Source organism: Streptomyces sp. NPDC057617 (assembly GCF_042800555.1).
GTDB lineage: Bacteria > Actinomycetota > Actinomycetes > Streptomycetales > Streptomycetaceae > Streptomyces.
Map to the genome: position 1 here is coordinate 1060664 of NZ_JBHVGV010000001.1, position 25198 is coordinate 1085861.

The 25198-nt window shown below is 69.5% G+C and carries 19 protein-coding genes; 11 read left to right on the forward strand and 8 right to left on the reverse strand.

All coding sequences use genetic code 11. The annotated features are described in order from the left end of the window. On the reverse strand, window positions 1–664 hold a 664-nt coding region (locus ACFU9P_RS04645), incomplete at its 3' end, for an aldo/keto reductase (RefSeq protein WP_384077763.1). A gap of 99 nt (window positions 665–763) precedes the next feature. Next, window positions 764–1087, reverse strand: a complete 324-nt coding sequence (locus ACFU9P_RS04650) for an L-rhamnose mutarotase (RefSeq protein WP_376386210.1) — start codon at window positions 1085–1087, stop codon at window positions 764–766. 237 nt (window positions 1088–1324) lie between these two features. Here ACFU9P_RS04650 and ACFU9P_RS04655 point away from each other — a divergent pair, with 237 nt between their 5' ends. The 7 genes from ACFU9P_RS04655 to ACFU9P_RS04685 all read left to right on the forward strand — a co-directional run bounded on the left by ACFU9P_RS04655 (window position 1325) and on the right by ACFU9P_RS04685 (window position 11172). After that, entirely contained in the window at window positions 1325–2179 is an 855-nt protein-coding gene (locus tag ACFU9P_RS04655; protein ID WP_376386211.1) for a FadR/GntR family transcriptional regulator, read from the forward strand. A 140-nt stretch (window positions 2180–2319) separates the two neighbouring features. Then, window positions 2320–5616 carry a discoidin domain-containing protein gene (locus tag ACFU9P_RS04660; RefSeq protein ID WP_384077764.1) on the forward strand — a complete coding sequence of 1099 codons (3297 nt, stop codon included), beginning with the start codon at window positions 2320–2322 and terminating at the stop codon, window positions 5614–5616. A gap of 79 nt (window positions 5617–5695) precedes the next feature. After that, complete coding sequence (locus ACFU9P_RS04665) at window positions 5696–6793, forward strand: enolase C-terminal domain-like protein (RefSeq protein ID WP_376386215.1); 1098 nt, start codon at window positions 5696–5698, stop codon at window positions 6791–6793. Between the two features lie 156 nt (window positions 6794–6949). Then, entirely contained in the window at window positions 6950–8338 is a 1389-nt protein-coding gene (locus ACFU9P_RS04670; protein ID WP_384077765.1) for an ABC transporter substrate-binding protein, read from the forward strand. Beyond that, complete coding sequence (locus tag ACFU9P_RS04675) at window positions 8335–9267, forward strand: carbohydrate ABC transporter permease (protein WP_384077766.1); 933 nt, start codon at window positions 8335–8337, stop codon at window positions 9265–9267. The genes ACFU9P_RS04670 and ACFU9P_RS04675 overlap by 4 nt, the downstream gene beginning before the upstream one ends. Beyond that, window positions 9264–10190, forward strand: a complete 927-nt coding sequence (locus ACFU9P_RS04680; protein ID WP_384077767.1) for a carbohydrate ABC transporter permease — start codon at window positions 9264–9266, stop codon at window positions 10188–10190. Before ACFU9P_RS04675 ends, ACFU9P_RS04680 begins: the two co-directional genes overlap by 4 nt. 55 nt (window positions 10191–10245) lie before the next feature. Beyond that, complete coding sequence (locus tag ACFU9P_RS04685; protein ID WP_384077768.1) at window positions 10246–11172, forward strand: alpha/beta hydrolase fold domain-containing protein; 927 nt, start codon at window positions 10246–10248, stop codon at window positions 11170–11172. A gap of 690 nt (window positions 11173–11862) precedes the next feature. Here the strand turns inward: ACFU9P_RS04685 and ACFU9P_RS04690 are convergent. Then, window positions 11863–12708, reverse strand: a complete 846-nt coding sequence (locus ACFU9P_RS04690) for a patatin-like phospholipase family protein (RefSeq protein WP_384077769.1) — start codon at window positions 12706–12708, stop codon at window positions 11863–11865. A 192-nt stretch (window positions 12709–12900) separates the two neighbouring features. On the opposite strand from ACFU9P_RS04690, the gene ACFU9P_RS04695 reads away from it, so the two are divergent. Continuing rightward, entirely contained in the window at window positions 12901–13449 is a 549-nt protein-coding gene (locus tag ACFU9P_RS04695) for a hypothetical protein (protein ID WP_384077770.1), read from the forward strand. Window positions 13450–13483: 34 nt separating this feature from the next. On the opposite strand, the gene ACFU9P_RS04700 is transcribed toward ACFU9P_RS04695, so the two are convergent. The 4 genes from ACFU9P_RS04700 to ACFU9P_RS04715 form a co-directional block, all read right to left on the reverse strand. Beyond that, complete coding sequence (locus ACFU9P_RS04700) at window positions 13484–15139, reverse strand: SpoIIE family protein phosphatase (RefSeq protein ID WP_384077771.1); 1656 nt, start codon at window positions 15137–15139, stop codon at window positions 13484–13486. Between the two features lie 240 nt (window positions 15140–15379). Beyond that, complete coding sequence (locus ACFU9P_RS04705; protein ID WP_384077772.1) at window positions 15380–16117, reverse strand: hypothetical protein; 738 nt, start codon at window positions 16115–16117, stop codon at window positions 15380–15382. Window positions 16118–16315: 198 nt separating this feature from the next. Then, window positions 16316–17518, reverse strand: coding sequence for a site-2 protease family protein (locus ACFU9P_RS04710; protein ID WP_376386233.1), 1203 nt, complete (start codon window positions 17516–17518; stop codon window positions 16316–16318). Window positions 17519–17704: 186 nt separating this feature from the next. After that, window positions 17705–18856 carry a PP2C family protein-serine/threonine phosphatase gene (locus ACFU9P_RS04715; RefSeq protein WP_384077773.1) on the reverse strand — a complete coding sequence of 384 codons (1152 nt, stop codon included), beginning with the start codon at window positions 18854–18856 and terminating at the stop codon, window positions 17705–17707. Between the two features lie 224 nt (window positions 18857–19080). Between ACFU9P_RS04715 and ACFU9P_RS04720 the strand changes: the two genes are divergently transcribed. Then, window positions 19081–19938 (forward strand): hypothetical protein, encoded by an 858-nt coding sequence (locus ACFU9P_RS04720; RefSeq protein WP_384077774.1) that lies wholly within the window; start codon window positions 19081–19083, stop codon window positions 19936–19938. A 96-nt stretch (window positions 19939–20034) separates the two neighbouring features. Here ACFU9P_RS04720 and ACFU9P_RS04725 read toward each other — a convergent pair whose 3' ends face one another. Beyond that, window positions 20035–22959 (reverse strand): BTAD domain-containing putative transcriptional regulator, encoded by a 2925-nt coding sequence (locus ACFU9P_RS04725; protein WP_384077775.1) that lies wholly within the window; start codon window positions 22957–22959, stop codon window positions 20035–20037. Window positions 22960–23176: 217 nt separating this feature from the next. Here ACFU9P_RS04725 and ACFU9P_RS04730 point away from each other — a divergent pair, with 217 nt between their 5' ends. Next, complete coding sequence (locus ACFU9P_RS04730; RefSeq protein WP_384077776.1) at window positions 23177–24367, forward strand: sensor histidine kinase; 1191 nt, start codon at window positions 23177–23179, stop codon at window positions 24365–24367. An 86-nt stretch (window positions 24368–24453) separates the two neighbouring features. After that, window positions 24454–25137 (forward strand): response regulator, encoded by a 684-nt coding sequence (locus ACFU9P_RS04735; protein ID WP_384077777.1) that lies wholly within the window; start codon window positions 24454–24456, stop codon window positions 25135–25137. Window positions 25138–25198: the final 61 nt, after the last annotated feature.

The following is a 25198-nucleotide window of genomic DNA, read 5'->3' on the forward strand; positions in this document are numbered from 1 at the left end:
CGACCACCGAGACACCGCGCCGCTCGCACGCCTCCAGCAGCGGGCCGGCGGTGCGGTCGATCAGGGTCCAGCGGCCGGCCACCATCACCGCGTCGACGTCCGCTTCGGCGACGATCCGCAGCAGCGGGGCGACCGTGTTCATACCGACACCGACAGCCCCGATCACCCCTTCGTCGCGCAGCTCCGCCAGCGCGGGCAGGGCCTGGTCGAGGGCGGTGTCGAGGTGATCGTCGGGGTCGTGCACGTACACGATGTCCACCCGGTCCAGCCCCAGCCGGGTCAGACTGCCCTCCAGGCTGCGCAGCACGCCGTCACGGGAGTAGTCGGGGCGGCGGATCAGGGTGTCCGGTACGGCGAAACCGCCCGCGGCCAGGTCGGATCCGGTGGGCGCGGGGTGGGGCTCCAGCAGCCGGCCGACCTTGGTGGAGACGGTGAACTCCCCCCGGGGCCGGTGGGCGAGCGCCGCGCCGAGCCGCCGTTCGGAGAGCCCGAGGCCGTAGTGGGGCGCGGTGTCGTAGTAGCGCACCCCGGCGTCCCAGGCGGCCTCGACCGTGGCCCGCGCCCGGTCGTCGTCGAGCGCGGTGTAGAGGTTGCCGATGGGTGCCGCACCGAATCCGAGAGGGCTGACACGTACGTCGGTACGGCCGAGCCGACGGGCGGTCACGCGGCGATCCACAGGTGGAGTTGGGCGTCGGTGCGCACCGTTCGGTCCTCCGGTTCGGTGAAACAGTGTGTCGGCGTCAGCGTTGGTCCAAGCGGCCCCTCAGTCCAGGTGGAAGATCTCCTCGGCGGCCGCCCACCGCTCCCCCTCGGCCGCGCTGGCCAGCGGCTGCTGGCACGGGTCGGTCAGTGTCCACCACTCCCGGGAGACCGGGTCGGCGGCGATCTGGGCGGTGTCGGCGGCGTAGTCCGTGCCTGTGTATTCCAGGTAGCTGAAGAGCAGGCCGTCCCGCAGGAAGATGGAGTAGTTCCCGATGTGGGCCCGCTTGAGGGCCGCGAGCACGCCCGGCCAGGCGGCGGCGTGCAGGGCGCGGTACTCGGCTTCCTTCTCGGGCCGCAGCCGGATCACCGCGGCGAAGCGCCGCATCACGCTCCTCCCTTCCGTAAAGGATCTGCTTCATCGGACAGGCAGGACCTTAAGGATCTGATCCCTTTCGCGCAATAGTCCGGAACATCGCATCCCTTTTAATGCGATATGAGGCGGTATCAGGGATCAAGTGACCAGAGTTTTCGCAAGACTCTTTTCAATGCGTAACGCGGCTGTCATAGTTGCCCCGCCGATGAACCTGATTAATCCGAAGCGGCATGAGGAGGGGGTAACACCGTGGCGGCTCCATCACAGGTCCCTGGCGAAGGCGAAGGGGACGACGACGCGTCGCGTCGCTACCGGCCGGGCTACGAACTGGTCGCCGAGCAACTGCTGAACTACATCGCCGAGCAGAATCTGCGGGCCGGGGACCGGCTGCCCACCGAGCAGGGCCTGGCCCAGATCCTGGGCGCCTCCCGCAATGTCACCCGCGAGGCGGTGAAGGTCCTGGCGGCCATCGGCCGGCTCAGTGTGCGGCGCGGCGCAGGCATCTTCGTCGCCGACTCGGGCGGCGGGCTGGTGGACGACCCGCTCTCGCACTTCCGGCCGACAAGCATGGAAGACGTCCTGATGCTGCTGGACTACCGGACGGTCATCGAGTCGGAGACGGCGCGCCGCGCCGCTTCCCTCGCCACCCCGATCGAGGTCCGCACCATCCGGGAGAGTGCCGAGACCTCGCTGGTGGCGGCCCGGGAGTCGGACGCATACAGCTTCGCCAAGGCCGATGCCGCGTTCCATGACGCGGTGGGGGCCGCCGCGCACAATGTGTTCCTGAGATCGAGCGTCGCCGGTGTGCGGCGGCTCGCGTCACAGTCCGATGTGCTGCTCTTCCACGGCGACGCGCCGGGTTCGCTGGAAGTGGCGGCACGACAGCACCTCGCCATTGCCGAGGCGGTCGCCGCGGGGGAGGCCGGTCTCGCCGGGGAGCTGATGGTGGAGCACATCGCCACCACGCAGAGCCAGTTCGAACGGAAGATCCGCGACCGGCTGTTCAATCTCGACTCCCGGGCGCCCTCCGGGCCTCCCGCACGCCCCTCCAAGAACACCGCTTCCCCGGACGATCCCCTCCCGCAGGAGACGTCCGCCTCGTAGCACAGGAGAAGTCCACCTCGTGGGCCGGTTATCACAAGCCGGCCGCCTGGCTCACGGACCGAGCCGCCCCCCAACGCCGGGGGACCCCGGAGGACGACCGGGTTCCCCCACTGTCACCTCATTCAGGCGATTGGATTCCCGTGTCTGCACCGTCCGCACCATCACCCCGCAAGGGCATATCCGTACCACTGCGAAGAGCCCTCACAGCCGCCCTCTCCCTGGCCGCGGCGGTGGCGCCCCTGACCGCCGTACCGGCCCAGGCGTCCCCGCGCGCGCAGGGCCTGGACGTCTATGTCTCGCCGTCCGGCCGGGACTCCGGCACCGGCACCGCCGCCCATCCCTTCAAGACGCTCGAACACGCACGGGACTATGTGCGCACGGCCAAGTCGAAGGTCCGCGGCGACGTCCGCGTACGGCTGCTGTCCGGTACGTACGAGCTGAGCCGTACGTTCACCCTCACCGCGCAGGACTCCGGCAGCGACGGCCAGCGCATCACCTATGAAGCCGCGCCCGGCGCGCACCCCGTGATCAGCGGGGGCAAGCGGATCACCGGCTGGACCCCCGCGGACGCCTCGGGGAAGGTCTACAAGGCCAAGATCGGCGATCTCGACACCCGCCAGCTCTATGTGAACGGCGAGCCGCAGACCCGGGCGCGCGGCGAGAAGAACCCGCCCGGCTTCAACAAGACCTCGACCGGCTACACCTTCACCGACACCAGCATCAGTGCGTACAAGAACCCCAAGGACCTTGAGGTCGTCAGCAGTTGGGGCTGGAAGCTGATGCGCTGCCCGGTGGAGTCGATCTCCGGCAACGCGATGACGATGCGGCAGCCGTGCTGGCGCAACGCCCACCTCCAGCAGGGCCAGGAGATCCAGAACCCGACCTGGCTGGAGAACGCCCGCGAACTGCTGGACAGCCCCGGCGAGTGGTACCTGGACAAGGGCGCGGGCGAGGTCTACTACCTGCCCAAGGCCGGCCAGGACATGTCCACCGCGACCGTCATCGTGCCCCGGGTGCAAGACCTCGTCGACTTCAACGGCACCACGAACCGCCCGGTCACCGACATCTCCTTCGAGGGCATCACCTTCTCCTACTCCACCTGGCTCGCCCCCAGTTCGTCCGAGGGCCTCATCGAGGGCCAGGCCGGCTTCCGGATGGTCGGTGAGAACAACCCCGACTTCGACTCCACCCGGCTGCACTGGCTGAAGACCCCCGGCGCCGTCAACGTGAGCCACGGCCACGACATCGGCTTCCGGGGCAACACCTTCACCCACCTCGGCGCGGTCGGTCTCAACCTGAACACCGGCACCCAGGGCACCGACATCACGGGCAACGTCTTCCGCCAGATCGCCGCCACCGGCATCCAGGTCGGCGGCACCGACATCGTGGACCACCATCCCGACGACCCGCGGGACATCACCAAGAACACCACGATCGCCAACAACCTGGTCACCAAGGTCGCCGACCAGTACAACGGCTCGGTGGGCATCCTGGTCAGCTACACCGACAACACGGTGATCAGCCACAACAAGGTCTACGACCTGCCCTACAGCGGTATCTCCGTCGGCTGGGGCTGGGGCCTCACCGACAAGGGCGGGGACACCAACTACCCCGGCAACTCCGGCGTACCGATCTGGGACACCGACACCACCAGCCGGAACAGCAAGATCACCGACAACGAGATCTTCGACTTCATGAAGTCGCAGGCCGACGGCGGCGGCATCTACACCCTCAGCACCAACCCCGGCGGCGTCGTCTCCGGCAACTACATCCACGGCGTTCCCACGCCGGCCTACGGTGCCATCTACCACGACGAGGGCAGCCGGTACTGGCAGAACACCGGCAACGCCCTGTGCGACGTGGCGTACCAGTGGATGCTGATGAACCACGGCCTGGACATCACCGCCACAGGCAACTTCACCACCCAGCCCGCGTTCACCACCCAGGCCAACAGCATCGGCAACAACGTGAGCGGCAACGTCACCGTCGGCTCCTGCGAGCAGCTCCCCGCCTCGATCGTGAACAACGCGGGTCTCCAGCCCGCGTACCGCCACCTCGACCCGGGCCCCGACGTCACCGACCGTACGGCGCCCACCGCCCCCGGCACCCCGGCCGCGGTCACCGACTTCCCGACCGTCGCGGACCTCACCTGGGCGGCGTCCACCGACGACAAGGGCGTCACGGGCTACTCCGTCTACCGCGACGGCAGACTGGTCAACGCGTCCGGCAAGGCCTCGGTCCGTATCTCCGGCCTCACCGCGGGCAAGACCTACGCCTTCCGGATCACCGCCCGGGACGCGGCCGGCAACGAGTCCGCGCCGAGCCGCGAAGTGAAGGTCACCATGCCTTCGGGCAGCGACCTGGCGCTGAAGAAGCCCGTCACGTACTCCTCGTACTCCGAGGACAACACCCCTGAGAAGGCGGTGGACGGCGACCTGTCCACCCGCTGGGCCCAGGGCCTCGGACTGCCCGATCCGTCCTGGATCCAGGTCGACCTGGGCGCCCAGTACGACGTGACCGGCGCGATCACCACCTTCGAGAAGAGCAGCGGCTACAAGTACCGCATCGAGGTGTCACCGGACGAGGTCAACTGGAAGACACTGGCGGACCGTACCTCCGAGGACACGTCGGCGATGACCGACTACGTCCACACCGCCGAGCCGGCCGCCGGCCGTTTCGTACGGCTGACCGTCACCGGGTCGCGCGGCAACGGCGGCAGCATCTTCGACTTCCAGGTGTACGGCACGCCCCGGACAGTCTCGGACCACACGGCTCCCACCGCCCCCGGCCGGCTCCGGGTCACCCCGCTGCTGCCCAGCGTGGTGGACCTCGACTGGCCGGCCGCGACCGATGACACCGGTGTGACCAGCTATGTCGTCTACCAGGACGGCAAGCGGGTCGGTGTCACCGGCGCCACCACACTGCGGGTCTCCGGACTGACCCCGGACAAGCAGTACTCGTTCACCGTCGTCGCCCGCGACGCCGCGCTCAACACCTCCGAGCCCGGCGAGGCGGCCGTCGTCACCACACCCGCCGACAACGATCTGGCGCTGAACAAGCCCGTCACGGCCTCGTCGTACTCGGAGGACAACACCCCCGAGAGGGCCGTCGACGGAAACCTGTCTACGCGCTGGGCGCAGGGACTCGGACTGCCCGACCCGTCCTGGATCCAGGTCGACCTCGGCAAGGACACCAGTGTCTCCAGTGTGGTGACCACCTTCGAGAAGCCCAGCGGCTACCAGTACCGCCTGGAGTACTCGACCGACGGCTCCTCCTGGTCCACCCTCGACGACCACACCTCCGCCAACACCGTCTCGGCGGCCAACTACTCGTTCGCCGACCAGCCCGTCACCGCCCGCTACCTCCGGCTGACCGTCACCGGCTCCAGTTGGAACGGCGGCAGCATCTACGAACTCCAGGCGTACGGCGACTTCTGACCCGTACGCGCCCCACGGCGCCGTACGCGCGGGACCGGCACGCTCACAGCGGCACGCTCACAGAGAAACGAAAGCCACGATGAAGATCACCCATGTCGAAGTACACCGGATCGACGTTCCGGCGGCCAGCCCGCCCTTCCGCTGGCGGGACGGGCTGAGCGGAAGCGCTCCGGTGGGCGACGGCGCGGTCCTGCGCATCGGCACCGACGAGGGAGCCGAAGGTGTGGCTCTGTTCGCCAGGCCGGGCGCCTTCATCACCCTGCGCGACCTGGTCGAGCGGGTCTTCCGGGAGGAGCTGGTCGGTGCCGACCCGTTCCGCCGGGAGTGGCTGTGGCACCGGGTGTGGGAGCTGGACCGTATCCACGAACTCCCGCTCCCCGCCCTGGGCCTGATCGACACCGCCCTGTGGGACCTGGCCGGCCGGTACCACGGCCAGCCGGTCTGGCGCCTGCTCGGCGGCTACCGCGAGTCGATCCCCGCGTACGCCTCCACCTCGACGTTCTCCAGTGTCGCGGAGTTCCTCGATGTGGCGGACCAGTGCCTCGAACTGGGGTACAGGGGCATCAAGCTGCACGCCTGGGGCGATGCCCGGCGCGACGCCGAGCTGTGCCTGGCGCTGCGCGACCATGTCGGTCCCTCGGTCCCGCTGATGTACGACGGGTCGGCGGGGTTCGACCTGCCGGACGCGATCCGGCTGGGGCGGGCCCTGTCCGAGGCGGACTACCTCTGGTACGAGGAGCCGATGCGGGAGTTCAGCATCTCCGCGTACCAGCAACTGGCGGCGGCCGTGGACATCCCGCTGCTGGTCGCCGAGACGTCCGACGGAGCGCATATGAACTCCGCGGACTTCATCAAGGCCGGCGCCGCCACCTTCGGGGTACGCGCCGGCACCACCCTCCGGGGCGGCATCACCGGTGCCATGCGCACCGCACACCTCGCCGACGCCTACCGGCTGCGCGCCGAGGTGCACGGTTCGGACATCCCGAACCACCACCTGTGCATGGCCATTTCCAACACCACCTACTACGAGTCCCTGGTGACCGCGGCGAAGGTCGTCCGCGAGCGCCATGTGGACGCCCAGGGCCTGGTGCACGCCCCCACGGGGCCGGGCATAGCCCTCCCGCTCGACTTCGGCTACGGGAGCGAGCTCCAGCGCTTCGTCGAGCAGCCGCGCTGACCGGGCGGCGGCGGCAGCCGATGTCCTCGCGGGCGTTACTGCCGTTACCGCACCCGGCGCCCCCATCCGGCGCGTTACCTGTCCCACGGGGTCCCCCCGGCCCCATGTGGTCCCGCGGTCCCACGCGGTCCACGCGAGAACAAGAAAGGCAAGACGATGAGGTCTTCCGGATCTCCGAGAGCCGGCCGGCGCCGCGCGGTGCTGCGTACCGCCGCGGCCGCGCTCTCCCTGGCCACGGCGGCCGTGCTGGCCGGCTGTGCCAGCGCCGACACCTCCACCGACCCGTCCTCCTCCGCGGACACGGCGTTCAAGCCGGCCGCACAGAAGGAGGGTTCGCAGATCACGGTGTGGGCGGACTCGACGCGGCTGCCGTCGGTGCAGGCGTACCAGAAGTCGCACCCGGACGTGAAGATGGAGATCGTCACGTACGACGGCGGTGCCGACGGCTCGACGTACCTCCAGTCGAAGACACAGCTCTTCGACCGGACCGGGAGCGGCTGGCCGGACGTGGTGTTCGGCTCGCCCACCGACATGACCTGGGCGTCCGAGCCCACCAAGCCGGGTGCGCAGGCGTTCGCGGCGCCGCTGGACGACAAGCTCGTGCCGAAGAGCACCCTGGACGGTTTCGCCAAGGGCTCGCTCGCGCCGTGCCAGTTCAACGGGCACACGTACTGCATGCGCAATGACATCGCGCAGGTGGTGCTCTGGTACAACAAGTCCCTGATGGACAAGTGGGGTTATGAGGTCCCCGCCACCTGGGAGCAGTACGAGGCGCTGGGCAAGCGCGTCGCGAAGGAGCACCCGGGCTATCTGGTGGGCTCCGTCGGTGACACCAACTCGCACGAGTCGTACTTCTGGGCCGGCCAGTGCCCGGCGTTCAGCCTGGTCAAGCCGGACACACTGCGCAGTGATCTGCAGGACGAGAAGTGTGTGCGGACGGCGAAGCTGCTGGACGGGCTGATCTCGGCGAAGGCCGTGACCACCAAGGGGTTCTTCAGCCAGGGCTTCGCCAAGGACAGCGGCTCCAAGGTGCTGATGGCGTACGGGCCGTCCTGGTACGGCCAGTACCTGTTCAAGACGGCCTTCAAGACCCCGGCCAAGCAGATCGCCGTGGCGCCGCCGCTGGCCTGGGAGGGCGAGTCCGCCCGTACCACCGGCAATGTCGGCGGCGGTGTGTGGATGGTGTCCTCGCACAGTGCCAATCTGAAGGCGTCCACGGATCTGGTCACCTGGCTGACCACCTCCGACGAGAACCAGGCGTCCGCGCCCACCTACCCCGCGTACACCAAGGCCGCGGAGGCGTGGCTGGCCAACCCGGTCAACAGCGAGTACTTCGCCAACGATGTGAGCGGGCCGTTCAAGGAGGCCGCGGACGAGGTGTGGACCGGCTGGTCGAACACCAAGTTCTCGGACGCCACCGCCTGGTCGAGTGTGGTCCTGCCCGCCCTGACCTCGGGCAAGAGCCTGGTCTCGACCCTGCCCGCCTGGCAGGAGGAGATCAGTAACCAGGCGAAGGCCGAGGGATATCAGGTGGTCAACGAATGACCCTGCTGGAGACCGAGCGCGTCGCCGTCTCCGCCCTCCGCCGCGGCTCTGTGCCGCGGCGGAGGGGCCGCGGCCGTGCGGGCTACTTCTTCGTCGCCGGCTATGCGCTGCTGCTGCTCGCTTTCGGTGTGTTTCCCACCGCCTACTCGTTCTATCTGGCGCTCACCAATGACCGGGGGCAGTTCACCGGGTTCAACCAGTTCGTGAAGGTGGCACAGGACTACCGTTTCGTGCCCGCCTTCACCCACATGCTGATCTATCTCGTCATGTGGCTGGTCGTGCTCGTGGTGCTGGTGGTGCTGGTCGCGGTGGTGCTGCGGAGCCGGGTGCGGCCGGGCACATCGGCGCTGTTCCGGTTCCTGTACTACATTCCGGGCGCGCTCGCCGGGGTGGCCAGTGTGCTGGTGTGGCTGTTCATGCTGGACCCGGATGTCAGTCCGGTGTCGTGGCTGCTCAACAGCTTGGGGATGCACAGCTTCGCGGCCGTGCTCGCGCCGGGCAATCTGCCGCTGATCCTGATGCTGATCGCCTTCTGGACCGGCGCGGGTGGCTGGATGGTGGTGATGTACGGGGCGCTCAACAACATCCCGGACGAGGTGCTGGAGGCCGCGCGGATGGACGGCGCGGGTCCGTGGCGTACAGCCTGGCACATCCAGATCCCGATGATCCGGCAGTGGATCGTCTATATGACGATCATGGCCTTCGCGACCGGCACCCAGCTCTTCGTGGAGCCCCAGTTGCTCCAGACCGCGAGCCTCGGCAGGGTGAGCCCGTCCTGGTCGCCGAACCAGCTCGCGTACGTCTATGCCTTCCAGCAGGGCGACTTCAACGGCGCGGCCGCGATCTCGGTGTTTCTGCTGGCGCTGGGGCTGATCGCCGCCGGTCTGCTCGTCGCCCGCTCGAACCTGTTCACGTTGGACGAGAAATGACACAGACCGCTCTTCCCCTGTCCGCCACAGGCAGTGCCACCGGCCGGCGCCTACGGCCGTCCCGGCTGGTCTCCTTCCTGATCGTGGGCCTGCTGCTGGCCGTCCTGCTGGTGTTCTTCGTACTGCCGGTGATCTGGCTGCTGCTCGCACCCTCGAAGACCGCGGGCGAGGTGGTGCACGACAACCCGCTGTCCTTCGGCTCGTTCCAGCAGATCGGCACCGCCTGGCGGCATCTGTTCGGCTTCCAGGACGGGGCGATGTCCACCTGGCTGGCCAACTCGGCGATCTACTCGGGTGGTTCGCTGATCCTGACGCTGGCGGTGAGTGTGCCGGCCGGGTACGCGCTGGCGCTAACGAAGTTCCGGGGCCGCAAGACGCTGCTGACCATCACCCTGGTCACGATGATCATGCCGCAGGCCACCCTCGTCCTGCCGATCTTCCTGGAGCTGAACCGCTTCCATCTCATCGGCACCGTCTGGTCGGTGATCCTGCCCTTCTCCTTCTACCCGTTCGGCGTGTACCTGGTCTATATCTACTTCGGCAGCAGTCTGCCCAGGGATCTGCTGTCGGCCGCGCGGATCGACGGCTGCACGGAGTGGCAGCTCTTCTCCCGTATCGCGCTGCCGCTGGCGAAGCCGGTGGTGGGGCTGGTGGCGTTCTTCAGCTTCGTCGGCAACTGGAACAACTTCTTCCTGCCGTATCTCGTGCTGCCGAACAGCGACCAGTTCCCCGTCCAGGTCGGACTCAACCAACTCCTCACCTCCACCCCCTCGTTCAACCCGGTGGCCGGTGCGGGACTGAACATCACCATTCCTGAACTGTCCCTGGCGATTCTGGTCGCGATCCTGCCCGTTCTGGTGCTGTTCCTGTTCTCGCAGCGCACGCTGGTGTCGGGGATGCTGGCCGGGGCGACCAAGGAATAGCCGCGCAGCCGACAACCGTTGGGGCAGAGTCCTGCCCTTCGACCTGGGAGCAGCATTGGAAACCGAGTCCGGCTCCGTCACCTGGCCCCCGCCCGAGCTGGCCGTGGTGCCGGCCCACCTTCCGCCGGCCGATCCGGCCACCGGCGCCGACGGTGTGCGCCGGTACGACGGGCTGAGCTACGCCACCGACTCCGGCTACCGGCCGCGTCTGCTCGACCTGTCCGTACCGGCGGCGGAGGAGCCCGTGCCCGTGGTGGTGTGGATCCACGGCGGCGCCTGGATGGAGGGCGACCGGCGCTACCTGCCGCCGACCGTCAGCACGGATCTGCTGTTCGGCTCGCTGATACGGGCGGGGCTGGCGGTCGCCACGATCGACTACCGGCACGCCCGCGAGGCCCCGTTCCCGGCGCAGCTCCATGACGTCAAGGCGGCCATCCGCTATCTGCGGCACTACGCGGACCAGCTCGGGATCGACGGCGCGCGGCTGGGCGTTTGGGGCGAGTCGGCGGGCGGGCACCTGGCGGCGCTGGCGGGCCTGACGGGTACGGACGATCCCGCGCTCGAAGGTACGGAGGGGATCCCGGAGGGCGATACGACGGTCACGGCGGTGGTGGACTGGTACGGCGTCGCCGACCTGGACGCGCCACTGCGGGACAGCCCCGACGACCCCATCACCGCGCTCCTGTCCGGCCCTCCGGCAGACCACCCCGACCTGGCGAGGGCGGCCAGCCCCACCACCTACGCCACCCGCTCCCCGGCCCCGCCCTTCCTCCTCATCCACGGCACCCACGACACGGTGGTCCCGTACGCCCACAGCACCCGCCTGACCGCCTTGCTCCAGGAGGCCGGCAACAAAGCGGAACTGATCCCGGTCCCCGACGCGGAACACATCTTCCTGAACGCGGACGCAACGCCCCTGGTGGCCAAGAGCGTCGCTTTCCTGACGGAACACCTGACGGGCCGCGGCGCGGGCGAGGACTGAACGGCTCGCCGGTACCGGAACGGGCGGCCGGGCAGTTCGGAGGTTTGCATAAAGGACCATCAGGGCCGAAGCTGGTAATGTTCTTCATGTCGTTGAGGGGTGTCCACTCGACCCGCGACGACGACGGAGGACCGAACTCCTGCCAGAGTCGGCCCTCCGCGCAGTAGATCACGAGCCCGGTCGCGTATCTGGAGACCGGGCTCTCTGCGTATTCAGCCCGTGCGACCGTCTCATGTGTGGGCGCCCTAGTGGACGAACTGCCCCACGGTGGCAATGATCGCCACGAGTACGCCTAACGCGCCCAGTCCGACCGACCACTTCTCCGGACCGGTCCAGCGCCTATGCGACTTACTCATGTCGGAACTCACCACTGCTTCCTCCCTTTCTCCGAGGCCCTGGTTCTCAGGGCGGTCGCCGAACTCCGTTCTGAGGCCGACGAGTTCGAGGGAAGAGAGGGGTGAAGCACAGTCAAGAATACAATCAGGGCCAACAGTTCGGGTGCGCCGACGGTGCCTGGCCACGCTCCGGAAGTGGCACATGCAGGAAGTTGCATGGGGGGCACTTCGGACTTCGCAAGAACAACTGGCCGCCGCAGGCGGGGAGAGTGCCGCGGACGACCGAGGATCTGACGGGAGACCGGCAGGCGCGCGCCGAGGGCGGATTGACGACCGGGCGCGGCCAAGCCGGCAATCAGTGTGCGCGCGTCCACTCGATCTTCAGCTCGCGGCCCTGCGCGCGGCCCGCTTCGGCGGAGGGTTTGCGGGTGGCGGGGTCCAGGGGGTTGGGGCCGATCGCTGCGCGGGACGGGTCGTCCGGGGCGATGATCGCGACCTCGGCGCCGGCCGCGCGGAGTTCCTCGACGGCTTGGGCCAGTGGCTTTTCCGTGGGGAACAGTGCGGCGTCGCCCAGCGGGACGATCACCAGCACCCGCGACGCGCCGGCCGCGTGGTCGGCGTTCTCGCCGGAGCGGAGGCCGCCGTCGACGTACCGGCGCCCCTCGATCGTCACAGGCGGCCATACGCCCGGTACGGCACAGCTCGCCGCGACGGCGTCGACCAGGCTCACGCCCGACGTGTTGTCGAACACCCGCGGCTCCCCGCTCTCGGCGTCCACCGCGACGATCCTCAGCGTACGGGCGGGCCACTCGGACGACGGCAGCCGCGACTCGATCACCGCCCGCCGCTCCGCCTCCGGAGCCGTGTCGGCGGCGAGTGCGAACCTGCCGACCGCGCGCCGCATCTCCTGGATGGTCCCGGCGTCACGCAGCGCGGCGGCGATCTCCGTGCCGAAGGTCTCGATATCCAGGTCGACCATGATCTCGGCGGACTGCAGCTCCGGCTCGACCTGTCGCGCGTACAGCCGCTCCAGGTCCGGCTCGTCCCCCAACTGCGCCGCGACGACCGACCCGGCCGAGGTCCCCACGATCACACCGGCCCCTGTGACGTCCTGGCCCGCGTCGGCCAGCCCGGCCAGCAGCCCGGTGATCCAGGCGACCCCGGCAACGCCCCCGCCCCCCAACACCAACGCCTCGCTCATGCGCCCCGCCCTCCTCAACTCAACGACGTACTCGAACGCAGCCTAGTCCGGCCGTTGTGGCAGTGCCCCGCTGCTCCAGGGCAGTGCCCCGCTGTTCCAGGGAGTGTCAGGGACAGGCACCGAGCAGTAGCGAAGAATTCATGGAACGGTTACAGATCGGCTGTTACCGTGAATGTCCTGAGGGGGGTTGATATGACTACCAGTGGGGCATATTCGCGCCGGAAAAGTTTCCGGCGAAGAACCATCGAGGGCATCGCCATATTGGCCGCTTTGTTCGGCCTGCTCATTCTGGGCCGTATGGTGCTCACGCCCTGGGACTTTCCTCTGCCGGGCAAGCCGCAGTTGACCGGCTACTGGCAGGGCGAGGTTTCCTATACAGCAGAAGACAAAAGGCGACTGGTGCTTCATCTCGTCCGGGATGAAAACTGCTCCATGGCCTGCGATGTGACCGGCGAGATCAAAGTCTGTGCAGCCGGAAAGGATACGAGCGGCCGCTTCGCCGGAGATGTGCACAACTGGAGCGGCAGCCGCTTCTCACTGAATCTCTACCTACCGCAGCGCGATGGCGATATCAATATGCGGACGCTCAACGGCACATGGGAGGGCGACCTGGTCAGAATGAATGCCAAGATCGCGGTCATCGACGCCGATGGCACCTGGAGTTCGAACCATCAAATACCTGATCCGCCGGTGTTCGAGATGCGCCCCGCCGACGAAGCGGTTTTCCAGGCCGCGTGCTGATCCTCCAGGCCGCGTGCTGATGGACGGGCCGCTGTCACCGAGCCGAGTACCGGCAGAAGCCGGATGCGGTGGCGGGGCCGGGTGCGGTACGGGAGGCCAGGAGGAGGGCTACGTCGTCCTCCTGGCCCTGCCGGTCCTCGATGGAGGCCACGATGTGCTCCGCCAGTTGATCGAGGTCGCCGGGACCGCTGTCGAGGAGTACCTCTATCTGCCGCTCCCCCGCGGCCATATCGGTGTCGTGGAATTCCAGCAACCCGTCCGTACACAGCAGGAGCGTTTCCCGCGGGCCGAGGTGCAGGTAATGGACGGGGTACGGAATCTCGCCGGGGTCGGGCAGTCCGGGGGTCAGGCCGAGCGGGAGGCCGAGCGGCGGCCCGCCCTCCACGGTCAGCGCGGCACTTCCGTCGACGGTCCGGATATGCGGGCTGGGATGTCCGGCGCGCACGATCTCCGCATGGCCGGTGGCGGGCCCGAGGCTGACATAGACACAGGTGGCGAGGCGGTCGGTGTTCAGGTCGCGCAGAAAGGTCGAGGCCCGGGACATGAGCGACGCCGGCGAGTGCCCCTCGCTGGCGTAGGCGCGCAACGCCGTCCGTAGCTGTCCCATGACGGCGGCGGCCTGGATGTCATGCCCCTGTACGTCACCGACGACGAGGCCGACACGCCCCTCGGGCAGCGGCATCACGTCGTACCAGTCCCCGCCTATCTGATGGCCGGCGCGCGCGGGCCGGTACCGTGCGGCGACGCACACGCCCGGTACCGCCTCGATCGTGGCGGGGAGCATGGCCTGCTGGAGGCCGACCGCCATGGCGTGCTCCTCGTCGTAGAGCCGCGCCCGCTGGAGCGACTGGGCGACGGTGGCCGAGAGGGCGATCAGCAGATTCTGCTCCTCGGGCGAGAAATCGCGTTTCCCCTCGTAAAGAATCGCGAGTACGCCGGTGAGCCGGGCCTGCGCCATAAGAGGGAGAACAGCGGACACGGTGAAACCCGTCCCCTTTATGTACGGCCACAGCATCGAGTAATTGGCCCGTATGTTCTCCCGCGTGATGAACAGCGGACTGCGTGTCTGGAAAACCTCGGCGATCGGCCGGTCGTCGTCGAGCCGCCCATACTCCATATCGCGTACATATGCAGAGGGCATACCGGCGGAGGCGAGTCGGTGCAGTCTGTTCTGCTCAAGAACGGTCAGCGATATGCCCACGGCGCCCACCGGGCCCAGAATTTGGTTGCTGGTCAGGGCGGCCAGTACGTCTTCGACGCTGAGCGCCTGGGAGAGCGCGGTCGTGGTCGCCTGGACGACACCTGCCTGGTGCCGCCGGTCGGACTCCAGAATGGACTGCTTCTCCGCGTACTGGAGTTCGGTACGGAGGACCCCCACCGCCCGTACGGCATTTCCGGCATCGTCGCGCAGCACGGCTGCCTGTGAGTGTGCCCAGCGGATGGTGCCGTCCGACTGGCGGACACGGAAGTAATTGCCGCAGCCTGTCGAGTCCCGGGGATTCGCGAGAATGTCGGCGGCCCGCGCCCTGATACCGGGCAGCTCTTCCGGCATGATCCGGTCGTAGAGCGTAGATATCTGCCCGTCGAATTCTTCGGGCTTCAGGTCGAATATCGCGAGTGCGCTCGGGTCGAGCACGACTCGCGCGGAGGGAAGATCCCACACGAACCCACCGATGCCATTCAGTTCCATCGCTCTCGACAGCTCTGCCCGCAGTTCGTCTCCGAGTGGATCGGATGGCGTACCGCGAGACATCGGGTGGTTACTTTGTGTCATACGACCTCCTGATGTTTAAGTGTAGTGCGGAGCAGATAAATGCTCTGCGGCTGCCGTTTCCGCTGGTCGGCGGGGCGGACGGCCCCGGGGGCATGCCAATGGGCCGGGCGGGCACGAATGCCCGGCCCGGCCCATGAGGAACGGAGAGTGAACCGGCTAGCCGAGGGCGAGTGCTTTGACGCCGGAGAGCAGGGCGATGGGGTCGTAGTTGCCGTCGCCCGGGCCGCACGACGGGGTCGTCTCGGCGGTGCTGGAGACCTTCGTCCCGGTCGCGAACCGCCCGTCGCGGCTCGGCACCACCGTGGTGAAGTGGTTGATCGCCGAAGTGGAGAAGTACACACACTGGTGCAGGTTCACATAACGCCCCGCGGTCAGATCCAGCGCCTTGACGCCCGACAGCAGGGGGATGTTCGTGTAGGTGGCGCCTCCCGGGCCGCACGAGGGTGTCGTGTCCGCGGTGTTGGAGACCCGCGACCCGGCCGCGAACCGCGCGTCGCTTCCCGGCACCACCGTTGTGTAGTGGTCGGCGAGGGCGCTGGAGTAGTACACACACTGGTGCAGGTTCAGATAGCGGCCTGCGGTCAGATCGAGCGCCTTGACGCCGGACCGCTCGGGGATGACCCGGTAGTTGCCGTCTCCCGCACCGCATGTCGGGCTTGTCTCCGCGGTGTTGGAGACCTTCGTTCCGGTCGCGAACCGCCCGTCACGGCTCGGCACCACCGTGGTGAAGAAGTTGGTGGCCGTGGTCGAGTAGTACGCGCACTGGTGGAGATTCAGATAGCCGCGGGCCAGTTGCCGAGGTCCGTCGGCGTGGGCCGGGCCCGGTACGAGCATCAGCACGGCGGCGCTGACGGCGGCGGCGAGCCACGTCCTGGCAGATCCCTTACGGCGCACGATCGTCCCCTTTCTCCGATGGCTCCCTCCCGCAAGGAGCAGAGCCAGCAGAGCACGGTCCGCCGCTGGTCAGCCATGTGTTGGGCGCGTGATTCACCCCAAGGTGTGGGCCCGTACGCCAGTGCCCGGCGCGAGCAGTTCGCCGCCGCTGCCCTCAACACCCCGGCCAGGACGCCGCATTGACCCCCGGTCGCCGGCTTATCGGCTGTCCCCCCAACCACTCCAGCCACCACCCTTGCCACCCCGGTCGCCCCTGTCCCCCCGGTCCACCTGGTGTCGTTTCGCGGCGATCAGCCAGGAGACCGTACGGCCGATGTCGGACGAGGAGATGATGCCGAGGACGCGATGATCGTCCAGTACCAGGACCCGGTTGTCGGCGCCGGCGCTCATACGGGGCAGCAGGTCCGCCAGCGGGTCGTCCGGTGCCGCGGTGGTGACCTCCGCCAGGGGCAGCATCACGTCCTTGACGGTCAGGGACTCGCGTTTGTCCTCCGGGGTGTGCCGGGCGCGGTCCAGGGTGATCAGTCCCTCGGCGTCGCCCGTCCCGCCGGTCACCGGGAACGAGGAGTACCGGTAGCGGTACCGGGGGTCGGCCAGGAACTCCGCGACGGTCAGCCCGGCCGGCGCGGTGACGGGGTCCGGTGTCATGGCATGCCGTACCGGAACACCGGCGAGCACACTTCGCATCTGCGCCTCCCGGCCCTCGGCGGTGGCGGCCGCGATCAGGAACCAGCCGATCAGCGCGAGCCACAGCCCGTCGAAGGTACGGGTCGCGATGAACAGGACGAACCCCGCCGCCACCAGCAGCCAGCCGAACACCCGTCCGGCCGCGGTGGCCCCGGCCGTCGCCCGCAGCCGGTCGCCCGTACGCCACCACAGCAGGGCCCGCAGCAGGCGCCCGCCGTCGAGCGGGGCGGCGGGGATGGCGTTGAACACGGCGAGCAGCACATTGATGGCCGCCAGCCAGGCCGTGGCCTCCACGATCAGCCGGGGCACGTCCCCGAGCAGGAAAATCCAGGTCAACAGGGTGAACAGGCCACCGAGGATCAGGCTCACCAGCGGGCCGACACCGGCGATCCGGAGTTCGGCGCCGGGGTCCTGCGCCTCCGATCTGAGACGGGCCACACCGCCGAGGAGCCAGAGGACGATGTCGTCGACCTGGACTCCGTTGTGCCGGGCCACGATGGCATGGGCGAGTTCGTGGGCGAGGAGCGAGGCGAAGAAGAGCACGGAGGTGACCAGCCCGGCGACCCAGTACAGCCCCACCGCGTGGCCCGGGTAGACCAGCGGGAAGCGCCCCTGGGCCAGGCCCACCAGGATGAGTACGAAGATGACCAGGACGCTCCAGTGGACCCCGATCCGGACCCCGGCGATCCGTCCCAGCGAGAATGTCGCCCGCACCGCCTTCTCCCTCCCGGCTCCGGCCGGGCCGTACGCACGGCCCCGGCATCCGGAAGCTGTCCCCGAAGTGCCGACCGGCACTGTCCCAACCAGTCAACGACGCCGGACTTCGAGCCGCCACTCCAGCGGTCGGCGGACACAGCGGCTGGTAGGGGTCCACAAGCGCCAGGCACCACGCCCTGAAGCTCAGCGGCGCGGATGGTGGGTCGTGATGTACGGCATGTGGGAGTGCTGGGCCGGGATGCGTTCGATGACCAGGAGCACGGCGTCGTCGGCGGGATGCTTGCCGATATGGGTGAGCAGATCGCGGTGGATGTGGCGCAGCAGCGTTTCGGGGCTGGACGGCGGGAACGCGGCAACCCTCTCGGCCAGCGGGTAGAACGCGCCGGCCGGTGAGCGGGCCTCGACGACGCCGTCGGTGTAGAGCAGGAGCGTATCGCCGGTATCGAGGCTGAACGGCTCGGTACGGTGAACGGGCCCGGGCGGTTCGCACACCCCGAGCGGCGGCGCGGGGCTGGGTGAGTGCAGGACCGTGACGTCGCGGCCGCGCACCAGGAGCGGCGGCGGATGGCCGCAGTTGACCATGTGGGCCTCCGGGCCCTGGTCGGGTATGTCGAGGACGAGCGCGGTGGTGAAGTGTTCGCCGGCGTCCTCCTCGGTCTCGGCCTCCTCCAGACTGCGGTGGACGCTGCCTTCGAGGGCCGCGGCGAGTTCGAGCAGGGTGGCGCAGCGGTGGGCACCCTCACGGAACGCGCCCAGCACCACGGACGCCTCGCCGATGGATGCCAGCCCCTTGCCCCGTACGTCCCCGATCACCACCCGCGTGCCTGCCTGGGAGGCGCGGGCGACCGCGAACAGATCGCCCCCGATCCGGGTCTCGTCCTCGGCGGCCAGATACAGCCAGGCCACCCGCAACGGTCCGATCCGCCGGGGCGGAGGCCGCAGCAGTACGCGCTGTGCCGCGTCGGCGACCGACCGTACGCGAATCAGCTCGCGGTCGCGCCGCTCCCGTACCAGCGAGAAGAAGACCACCAGCGTGGAGAGCACGGTGAGCGCGGTGATCTGCGCCAGGTGATTGGTCGTGGTGAGCCCGCCGTGGAAGACGGCGATGAACACCTGCGCCACCACCGTCAGCGCCCCGATCAGGGCGGTCAGCCACGGCCCGGCGAACGAGGCGGCGAGGGCGGGCGCGATGACCAGGAACGGGCCGAGGTGGACATCGGTCGGCGAGTGGATGTCGACCGCTGTGATCACCACGATCAGCACGAGCGGGATGGCCACCAGCCCGCGCCCCGATGGCTCCACAAGGCGGTCCGCCCACCAACGCCCGGCACGCATAATCCCTCTTTCTACCACCTTCTCGCCAGTACGTATGTAATACGTATTTTTTTGGTCAGAGGAATTCGAATGAACGTTCCCAGGTGCTGCGCCACGCAGCGCGTTCCGGTCAGTTTTGTTGCACGTTGAACGAGTGATGGCGGTGCTCCGTACCCACAAGTGGCCCGGCCCCCAACCGAGCCGGGCCGAACCGGACTTGTCCGTACACGAATGGAGAACTCGCCGTGACTTCTGCCGCCTCCTGGCGCACCCGGACCGCAGCCGTACTCCTGACGGCGCTGACCGTCACAGGCTTGGCAGCGACATCCGCCTCGGCGGCCGCCGTCCCCGTCGTCACCTGCCCGTCGTCCTCCTGCACCACCCTGCTGACCGGCCTCGGCGAGCCCGTCGACGCCGCGTACGACACGGACGACAACGCCTATCTCACGTACCAGAACGGCGACTTGCGCAAGGTGAACCTGGTGACCGGCGCGCGCTCCACCGTCGCCCAGGGGCTGGGCAATCTGCGCGGCATCGCCGTCGACGGCGCCGGCAGCGCGTACGTCGGAGACTTCGACGGCAATCTGCGCAAGGTCGATCTCGCCACCGGACAGCACCGCCTTCTCGCCTCCGGGCTCGGCGCGCTGCACGGCATCGTCCACAGGGGCACCACCACCTACGCCACCGGTGGCAGCGGCAAGCTGTACGAGCTGAAGGACGGCGGTACGGTACGTGTCGTCGCGTCCGGCCTCGGCCTGTCCCAGGGCATCGCGCTGGACGGACGCGGCAGGGCGTACACCGCCGACATGTTCACGGGCCGGATCCTGCAGACGGACCTCGCCACCGGCACGACGAGAACCCTCGCCACCCAGTTCTACGAGCCCACGTCCATCTCCGTGGCGGCGGACGGCCAGGTCTACTTCGCGGTCGGCAACGAGGTCACGCGTCTCAACCCGGACACGGGCGTGGGCACACCCGTCGCCAGTATCCGGGGCCTCAACTTCCTTGCCTTCAAGCTCGACCGGAACGGCAACGCCTACACCACCCAGGTGACCGGAACGGGTTCGCTCTGGAAGATCAGCAACCTGGTCCCGCAGTCCTGACCCCTGCCGCCACCGCCCAACTGCCCGCACCCCGCCCATGAGGCGCGCACCTCATGGGCGGTGTGCGGCAACCGGCAACCGGCGGCCGCCCTCCGCTCAGCGTGGTGCGCGGGACAGTTTGTCCTGGAGGCGGCGGGCGTCCTCCGCGCGGTGTTGCGCGTGGTAAAGCGTGACCGCCCGCTGCCAGTTGTGGCGCGCCTCGTCGGCCTGGGCAAGGGCGAGATGGACATCGCCCAGGTTGGCGAGGGTGTTGGCCTCCTCGTAGAGGTTGCCGAGGTCGTGGAAGAGGGCATGCGCGCGGCGGTAGTACGCGAGTGCCTCGTCGTGCCGGGCCGCCGCGTGGGCGATGAAGCCCAGGCTGTCGAGGGTGCAGGCCTCGCCGTCGCGGAAACCGTGCCGCCCCTGGATCTCCAGGCCCTCCTCGCAGTGGCCCAGGGCCTGTTCGTACTCGCCGAGGCGCGCCTCGTACCAGCCCACGGAATTGAGCGCGTTCGCCGTCGCCACCGGATCGTGGCCCAGGCGCTGGAGCCGCAGTGTGTGCCTGGCATGGGTCAGGGCCTGCCGGTCGTCGCCCTGCTTGGCCCACGACCAGGCGAGGACGTCATGGATACGGGCCTGTTCGGCGAGGTCACCGGCCTCCTCGGCCGCGGCGAGGGCCGACTCCCCGTGGCGGAGCGCGTCGTCGTGGTGGCCGAGCCGGGCCCGGGCGTGGGCCAGCCGGCGGTGTGCCCAGGCGCGTACGCCGCCCTCGCCGTGGCGTTCGGCGGCTGCGAGGCCCGTACGCCACAGGGCCACCAGATCGTCGAGCCGCCCCTGCCGCCAGAGGAAACCGTCCAGCACCCGGGCCAGCTGCCACACCAGGACGTCCCACCCGTTGCGCTCGGCCAGGCGCTGTGCGGCGACCAGAGAGGTGTGCTCGGCGCGGAACCACGCCAGGACCGCCGTCTGGTCGCCCATCGGCTGCGGAACGACACCGTCCAGCGGTGGTTCGAGCTCCATGTGGTGGTGCCGGAGCGGGCTGAGGACCCGGTGACCGGCGTAGGCGGTGTGAAGGTAGAAGTCCATGACACGCCGCAGCGCCCGTGCCCGTGACTCCTCCTTCTGGTCCAGGGCGGCGCGCTCGGCGGCGTACAGACGGATCAGGTCGTGCATGCGGTACCGGCCGGGCACGGGCTGCTGCACCAGATGGACCGTCTCCAGCTCCCGCAGCGCCGCCCGGGCCGCGGCCGCCGGGCGGCCGAGCAGGCTTCCGGCGGCGGCCAGCCCGATCTCCGGGCCCGGCGCCGCGGCCCCGAGGAGGCGGAAGACCTCCGCGGCGGCGTCGCTGAGCGCGCGGTACGACACGAGGCAGACCGCCCGTACATTCGCCGGCAGGTCCCCCGCGTCCAGCGCGTCCAGCCGCGCCGACTCGTCGTGGAGTTCCTCGGCGAGCGCGGCCAGCGGGGAGCCGGCCCCGGCGGCGGCGCGGGCTCCCACGACGCTGAGGGCCAGGGGCAGTCCTGTGCAGTGTTCCAGTACGGCGGTGACGGCGTCGGGTTCGGCGGCCAGCCGGTCCTCGCCCAGGTGCCGGCCCAGCAGCTCGCGGGACTCGGATACGGAGAGCACGTCCAGTGGGAGGAGGTGTGCCCCGTGGGTGACGGCGAGTCCGGTCAGCCTGCGCCGGCTGGTGACCAGGACAGCGCATCCGGCGCTGCCCGGCAGCAGCGCGGCCACCTGCGCGGCGTCCACGGCGTTGTCGAGGACGATCAGCATGCGCCGGTCGGCGACCAGGCTGCGGTAGAGGCCGGCCAGCGCCTCCTGGTCGACCGGTATCGAGCCCGGAGCCACGCCGAGCGCGTCGAGAAACACCCGGACCGCGGTGGTGGACGCCAGCGGCTCTTCGGAGGGGTCGAAACCGCGGAGGTCGACATGGAGCTGCCCGTCCGGGAACCGGTCGGTGTTCTGGTGTGCCCAGTGCACGGCAAGTGATGTCTTGCCGATGCCACCGCTGCCGCTGACGGCGCACACCGGCACCGCGTCGCCGGGCCGTCCTGTCGGTCTCAGGACCTTGTCGAGTTCCGCGAGTTCACGCTGGCGCCCGGCGAACCACCGTGGGGCGGTGGGCAGTTGACGTGGAATGGTACGGTCCGGTGAGGACGGCAGGCCCGAGGCGGGTACGGGAGCGGGGGCCGATACCGCGGGGGCGGCCGTCGTCCCTGTCACGGCGAGCGCCGCGTCGGGCGCCGTGTTGAGCGCCGCGTCGGGTGCCGCGATCTCCGGGTCGTTGACGAGCATCCGCTGATGCAGTCTCCGTAATCCGTCGCCCGGGTCGCTCCCCAACTCCTCGGCGAGCGCCCGCCGTACCTGCTCGAAACAGCGCAGGGCGTCCGCCGCCCGGCCGCTCCGGTAGAGCGCCAGCATCAACTGCGCGGCCAGCCGCTCGTCCAGTGGATGCGCATCGTGGCAGGCGGCGAGTTCGGGCAGCAGCGCGGCATGGTGCGCGCGGCGCAACTGGACGTCGTTGCGGTCGAGCCGGCAGGCGTGCCGCTCCCCGAGCAGCGACTCCCGCAGCGAGTTGAACCAGGGCGTGTCCACCCCGGCGAACGGCTCGCCGCGCCACAGCCCGAGCGCCCTCTCGAACAGGGCCGCCGCGCGGGCGTCGTCCGTCGCCCTCGCCTGTCCGGTCAGCTCCCTGAAGAGGTGTACGTCCACCGTGTCCGGGTCGGCGAGCAGGGCGTACCCGGCGGGCCGCCGCACGATGGACACGCCGGTTTCCGTGGCCGCCCCGCCCCCGGAGATCCCGTCCGTGATCGCGTCCAGCGCCTGCCGCAGCCGGGACACATAGCTGTAGAGCGTCGGCTTCGCGCGCTGTGGCGGACGGAGACCCCAGACCCGGTCGACCAGCACCTCCACCGGCACCGTGCGGTTGATGTCCACCACCAGTGCCGCGAACACACTGCGCTGCCTGGCCGGCCCCAGGTCCACGGCGGCGCCGTCGCTACGCGCCTGGATCTCCCCCAGCACACCGAACCCGATCGTCACGGCTCCCCCACCCCCTCGCCGGTCGTGCCGCCCAAGTCTCGCCACGCACCGCCCACCTGCCAATTCAAGAACCGGACAAGGTTCTTCCACTCATGGCCGGGGTTCGCTTGTACTTCACGTGCTCCACCCTCGCCATGCACGGCGGCGCCACCGCCATCTGCTTCCCGCTCGCGGCGCACGGTCGGTCCGGGCGTGCGGCGTTCGCTATTCTGCGCGGGTGTTGGACGCAGCGGGGTGGCTGAGGGCGGGCTTCCGGTCGGAGCGGTGGACCCGTGGGAGGGACGCCGTGCTCGCCGGGGCGCTGGTCGCGCTCTCCTTCGTACCCGGGGCCGCCCACCAGGGCGTCGACCTGGCCGAGTTGCCGGACCGTCCGCTGGACGCCGTGGGCGTGCTCCTGCTGCTGGTGCAGAGCGTGCCGCTGGTCGTGCGGCGACGGTGGCCGGCGGTGTGTCTGGCGGTGGTGTGCGGGGGCTTCGTGGCGTTCCAACTCCTTCGCTACCCCACGGCCTTCGGCTCGCTCGGCGTGCTCGTGGCCCTGTACGCCGCGGGCGCGCACCTCGTACGGGGCCGGACCGCCGTCGCGACGGCGGCGACCGGCGCGTACGGAGCCTTCGCGGTCGCCCTGCACAACGCCGGATCGCCGGAGCGGTTCGAGGAGTTCGTGACCTTCTGGCTGGTTCTCGCGGTGTGCTGGGCCGTGGGCGCCCGGGTACGTACGCGGGCCGCGCAGGAGGCCGAGCGGCGCCGACGCGCCGAGGAAGCGGTCGTCGCGGCCGAACGCGCCCGCATCGCACGCGAGTTGCACGATGTGGTCACCCACCATGTGACCGCGATGGTGGTGCAGGCCGACGCGGCGCAGTATCTGACCGGGCAGGAGGACAAGGTCACGGCCGGCCTCTCGGCCATCAGTGATACGGGCCGCCTCGCCCTCGGCGACTTGCGCTATCTGCTGGGAGCGCTGGACGGCACCGACGACACGGAACACTCCCGCCGGGGGCCGGCGGTCGGCGAACTGCCTGAGCTGGTGGCGCGGTCGCGGGCGGCGGGACACCCGGTGGAGCTGGTCGAGCAGGGCGAGCCGCGGCCGATGACGAGCGCGGCGGAGACGGCCGCATACCGGGTCGTCCAGGAGTCCCTGACCAACGCGCTCAAGCACTCGGCGGGCGAGCGCACGGTCGTCCATGTCCGCCACGGTGAGGCGTGGATGGACCTGGAGATCACCACGGACGGCGGCGCCCGCCCCGGCCCGACGCTCAAGCCCCGCCGGCCCGCCCTGGGGCGCGGCGGCGGACGCGGGCTGGTCGGGCTGCGCGAGCGGGTCGGTGTGGTCGGCGGCGAACTGCGCGCCGGTGCCCGCCCCGGCGGCGGCTTCACCGTACTGGCCAGAATTCCGCGGGGGACATCGTGAAGCGGGGAACGGCCATGAAGCGGGGGAACGGCCATGTAGTGGGGCATGGGCACGAAGCAGGGAATGGGCACTGAGTGGAGAATGTCATGAATGCGTCACCGATCCGCCTGGTCGTCTGCGAGGACCAGGGGCTGGTCCGCGCCGGCTATGTGACGATCTTCAACGCCCAGCCGGACATGGAGGTCGTGGGTGAGGCCTCGGACGGCGAGAGCGCCGTACGGGTCGTCGAGCGCCTGCGGCCCGACGTGGTCGTGATGGACATCCGCATGCCGGTCCTCGACGGTATCGAGGCCACCCGGCGGCTGGCAGGATCCGAGGTCGCCCACCCGGCGAAGGTGCTCGTGGTGACCACCTTCAACCTCGACGAGTACGTCTACGAAGCCCTGCGCGCCGGGGCGAGCGGGTTCCTGCTCAAGGACGCCCCGCCGGCCGAACTCGTCGGCGGGGTACGCACCGTGGCGGCCGGGGAAGCGCTGCTGGCGCCCGCGGTGACCCGGCGTCTCATCGGCCGGCACGCCCTGCGCGTACGACCCGCCGACCCGGAGGTGTCCGGGCGCGGCGCGACGCTGAGTGTGCTCACGGAGCGGGAACGCGAGGTCCTCGTGCTGATCGCGAACGGCCTGTCCAACGCCGAGATCGCCGCCGAGCTGGTCATCAGCTATGAGACCGTCAAGACCTATGTGTCGCGCATCCTGACCAAGCTCGGCCTGCGGGACCGGGTGCAGGCGGTGGTCCTGGCGTACCGGACGGGACTGGCGCAGGCACACTGACGCACGCACGCACACTGACGGCGCGCCCGCGACCCCGCATGCTCACACCCCTCGCGTCCCG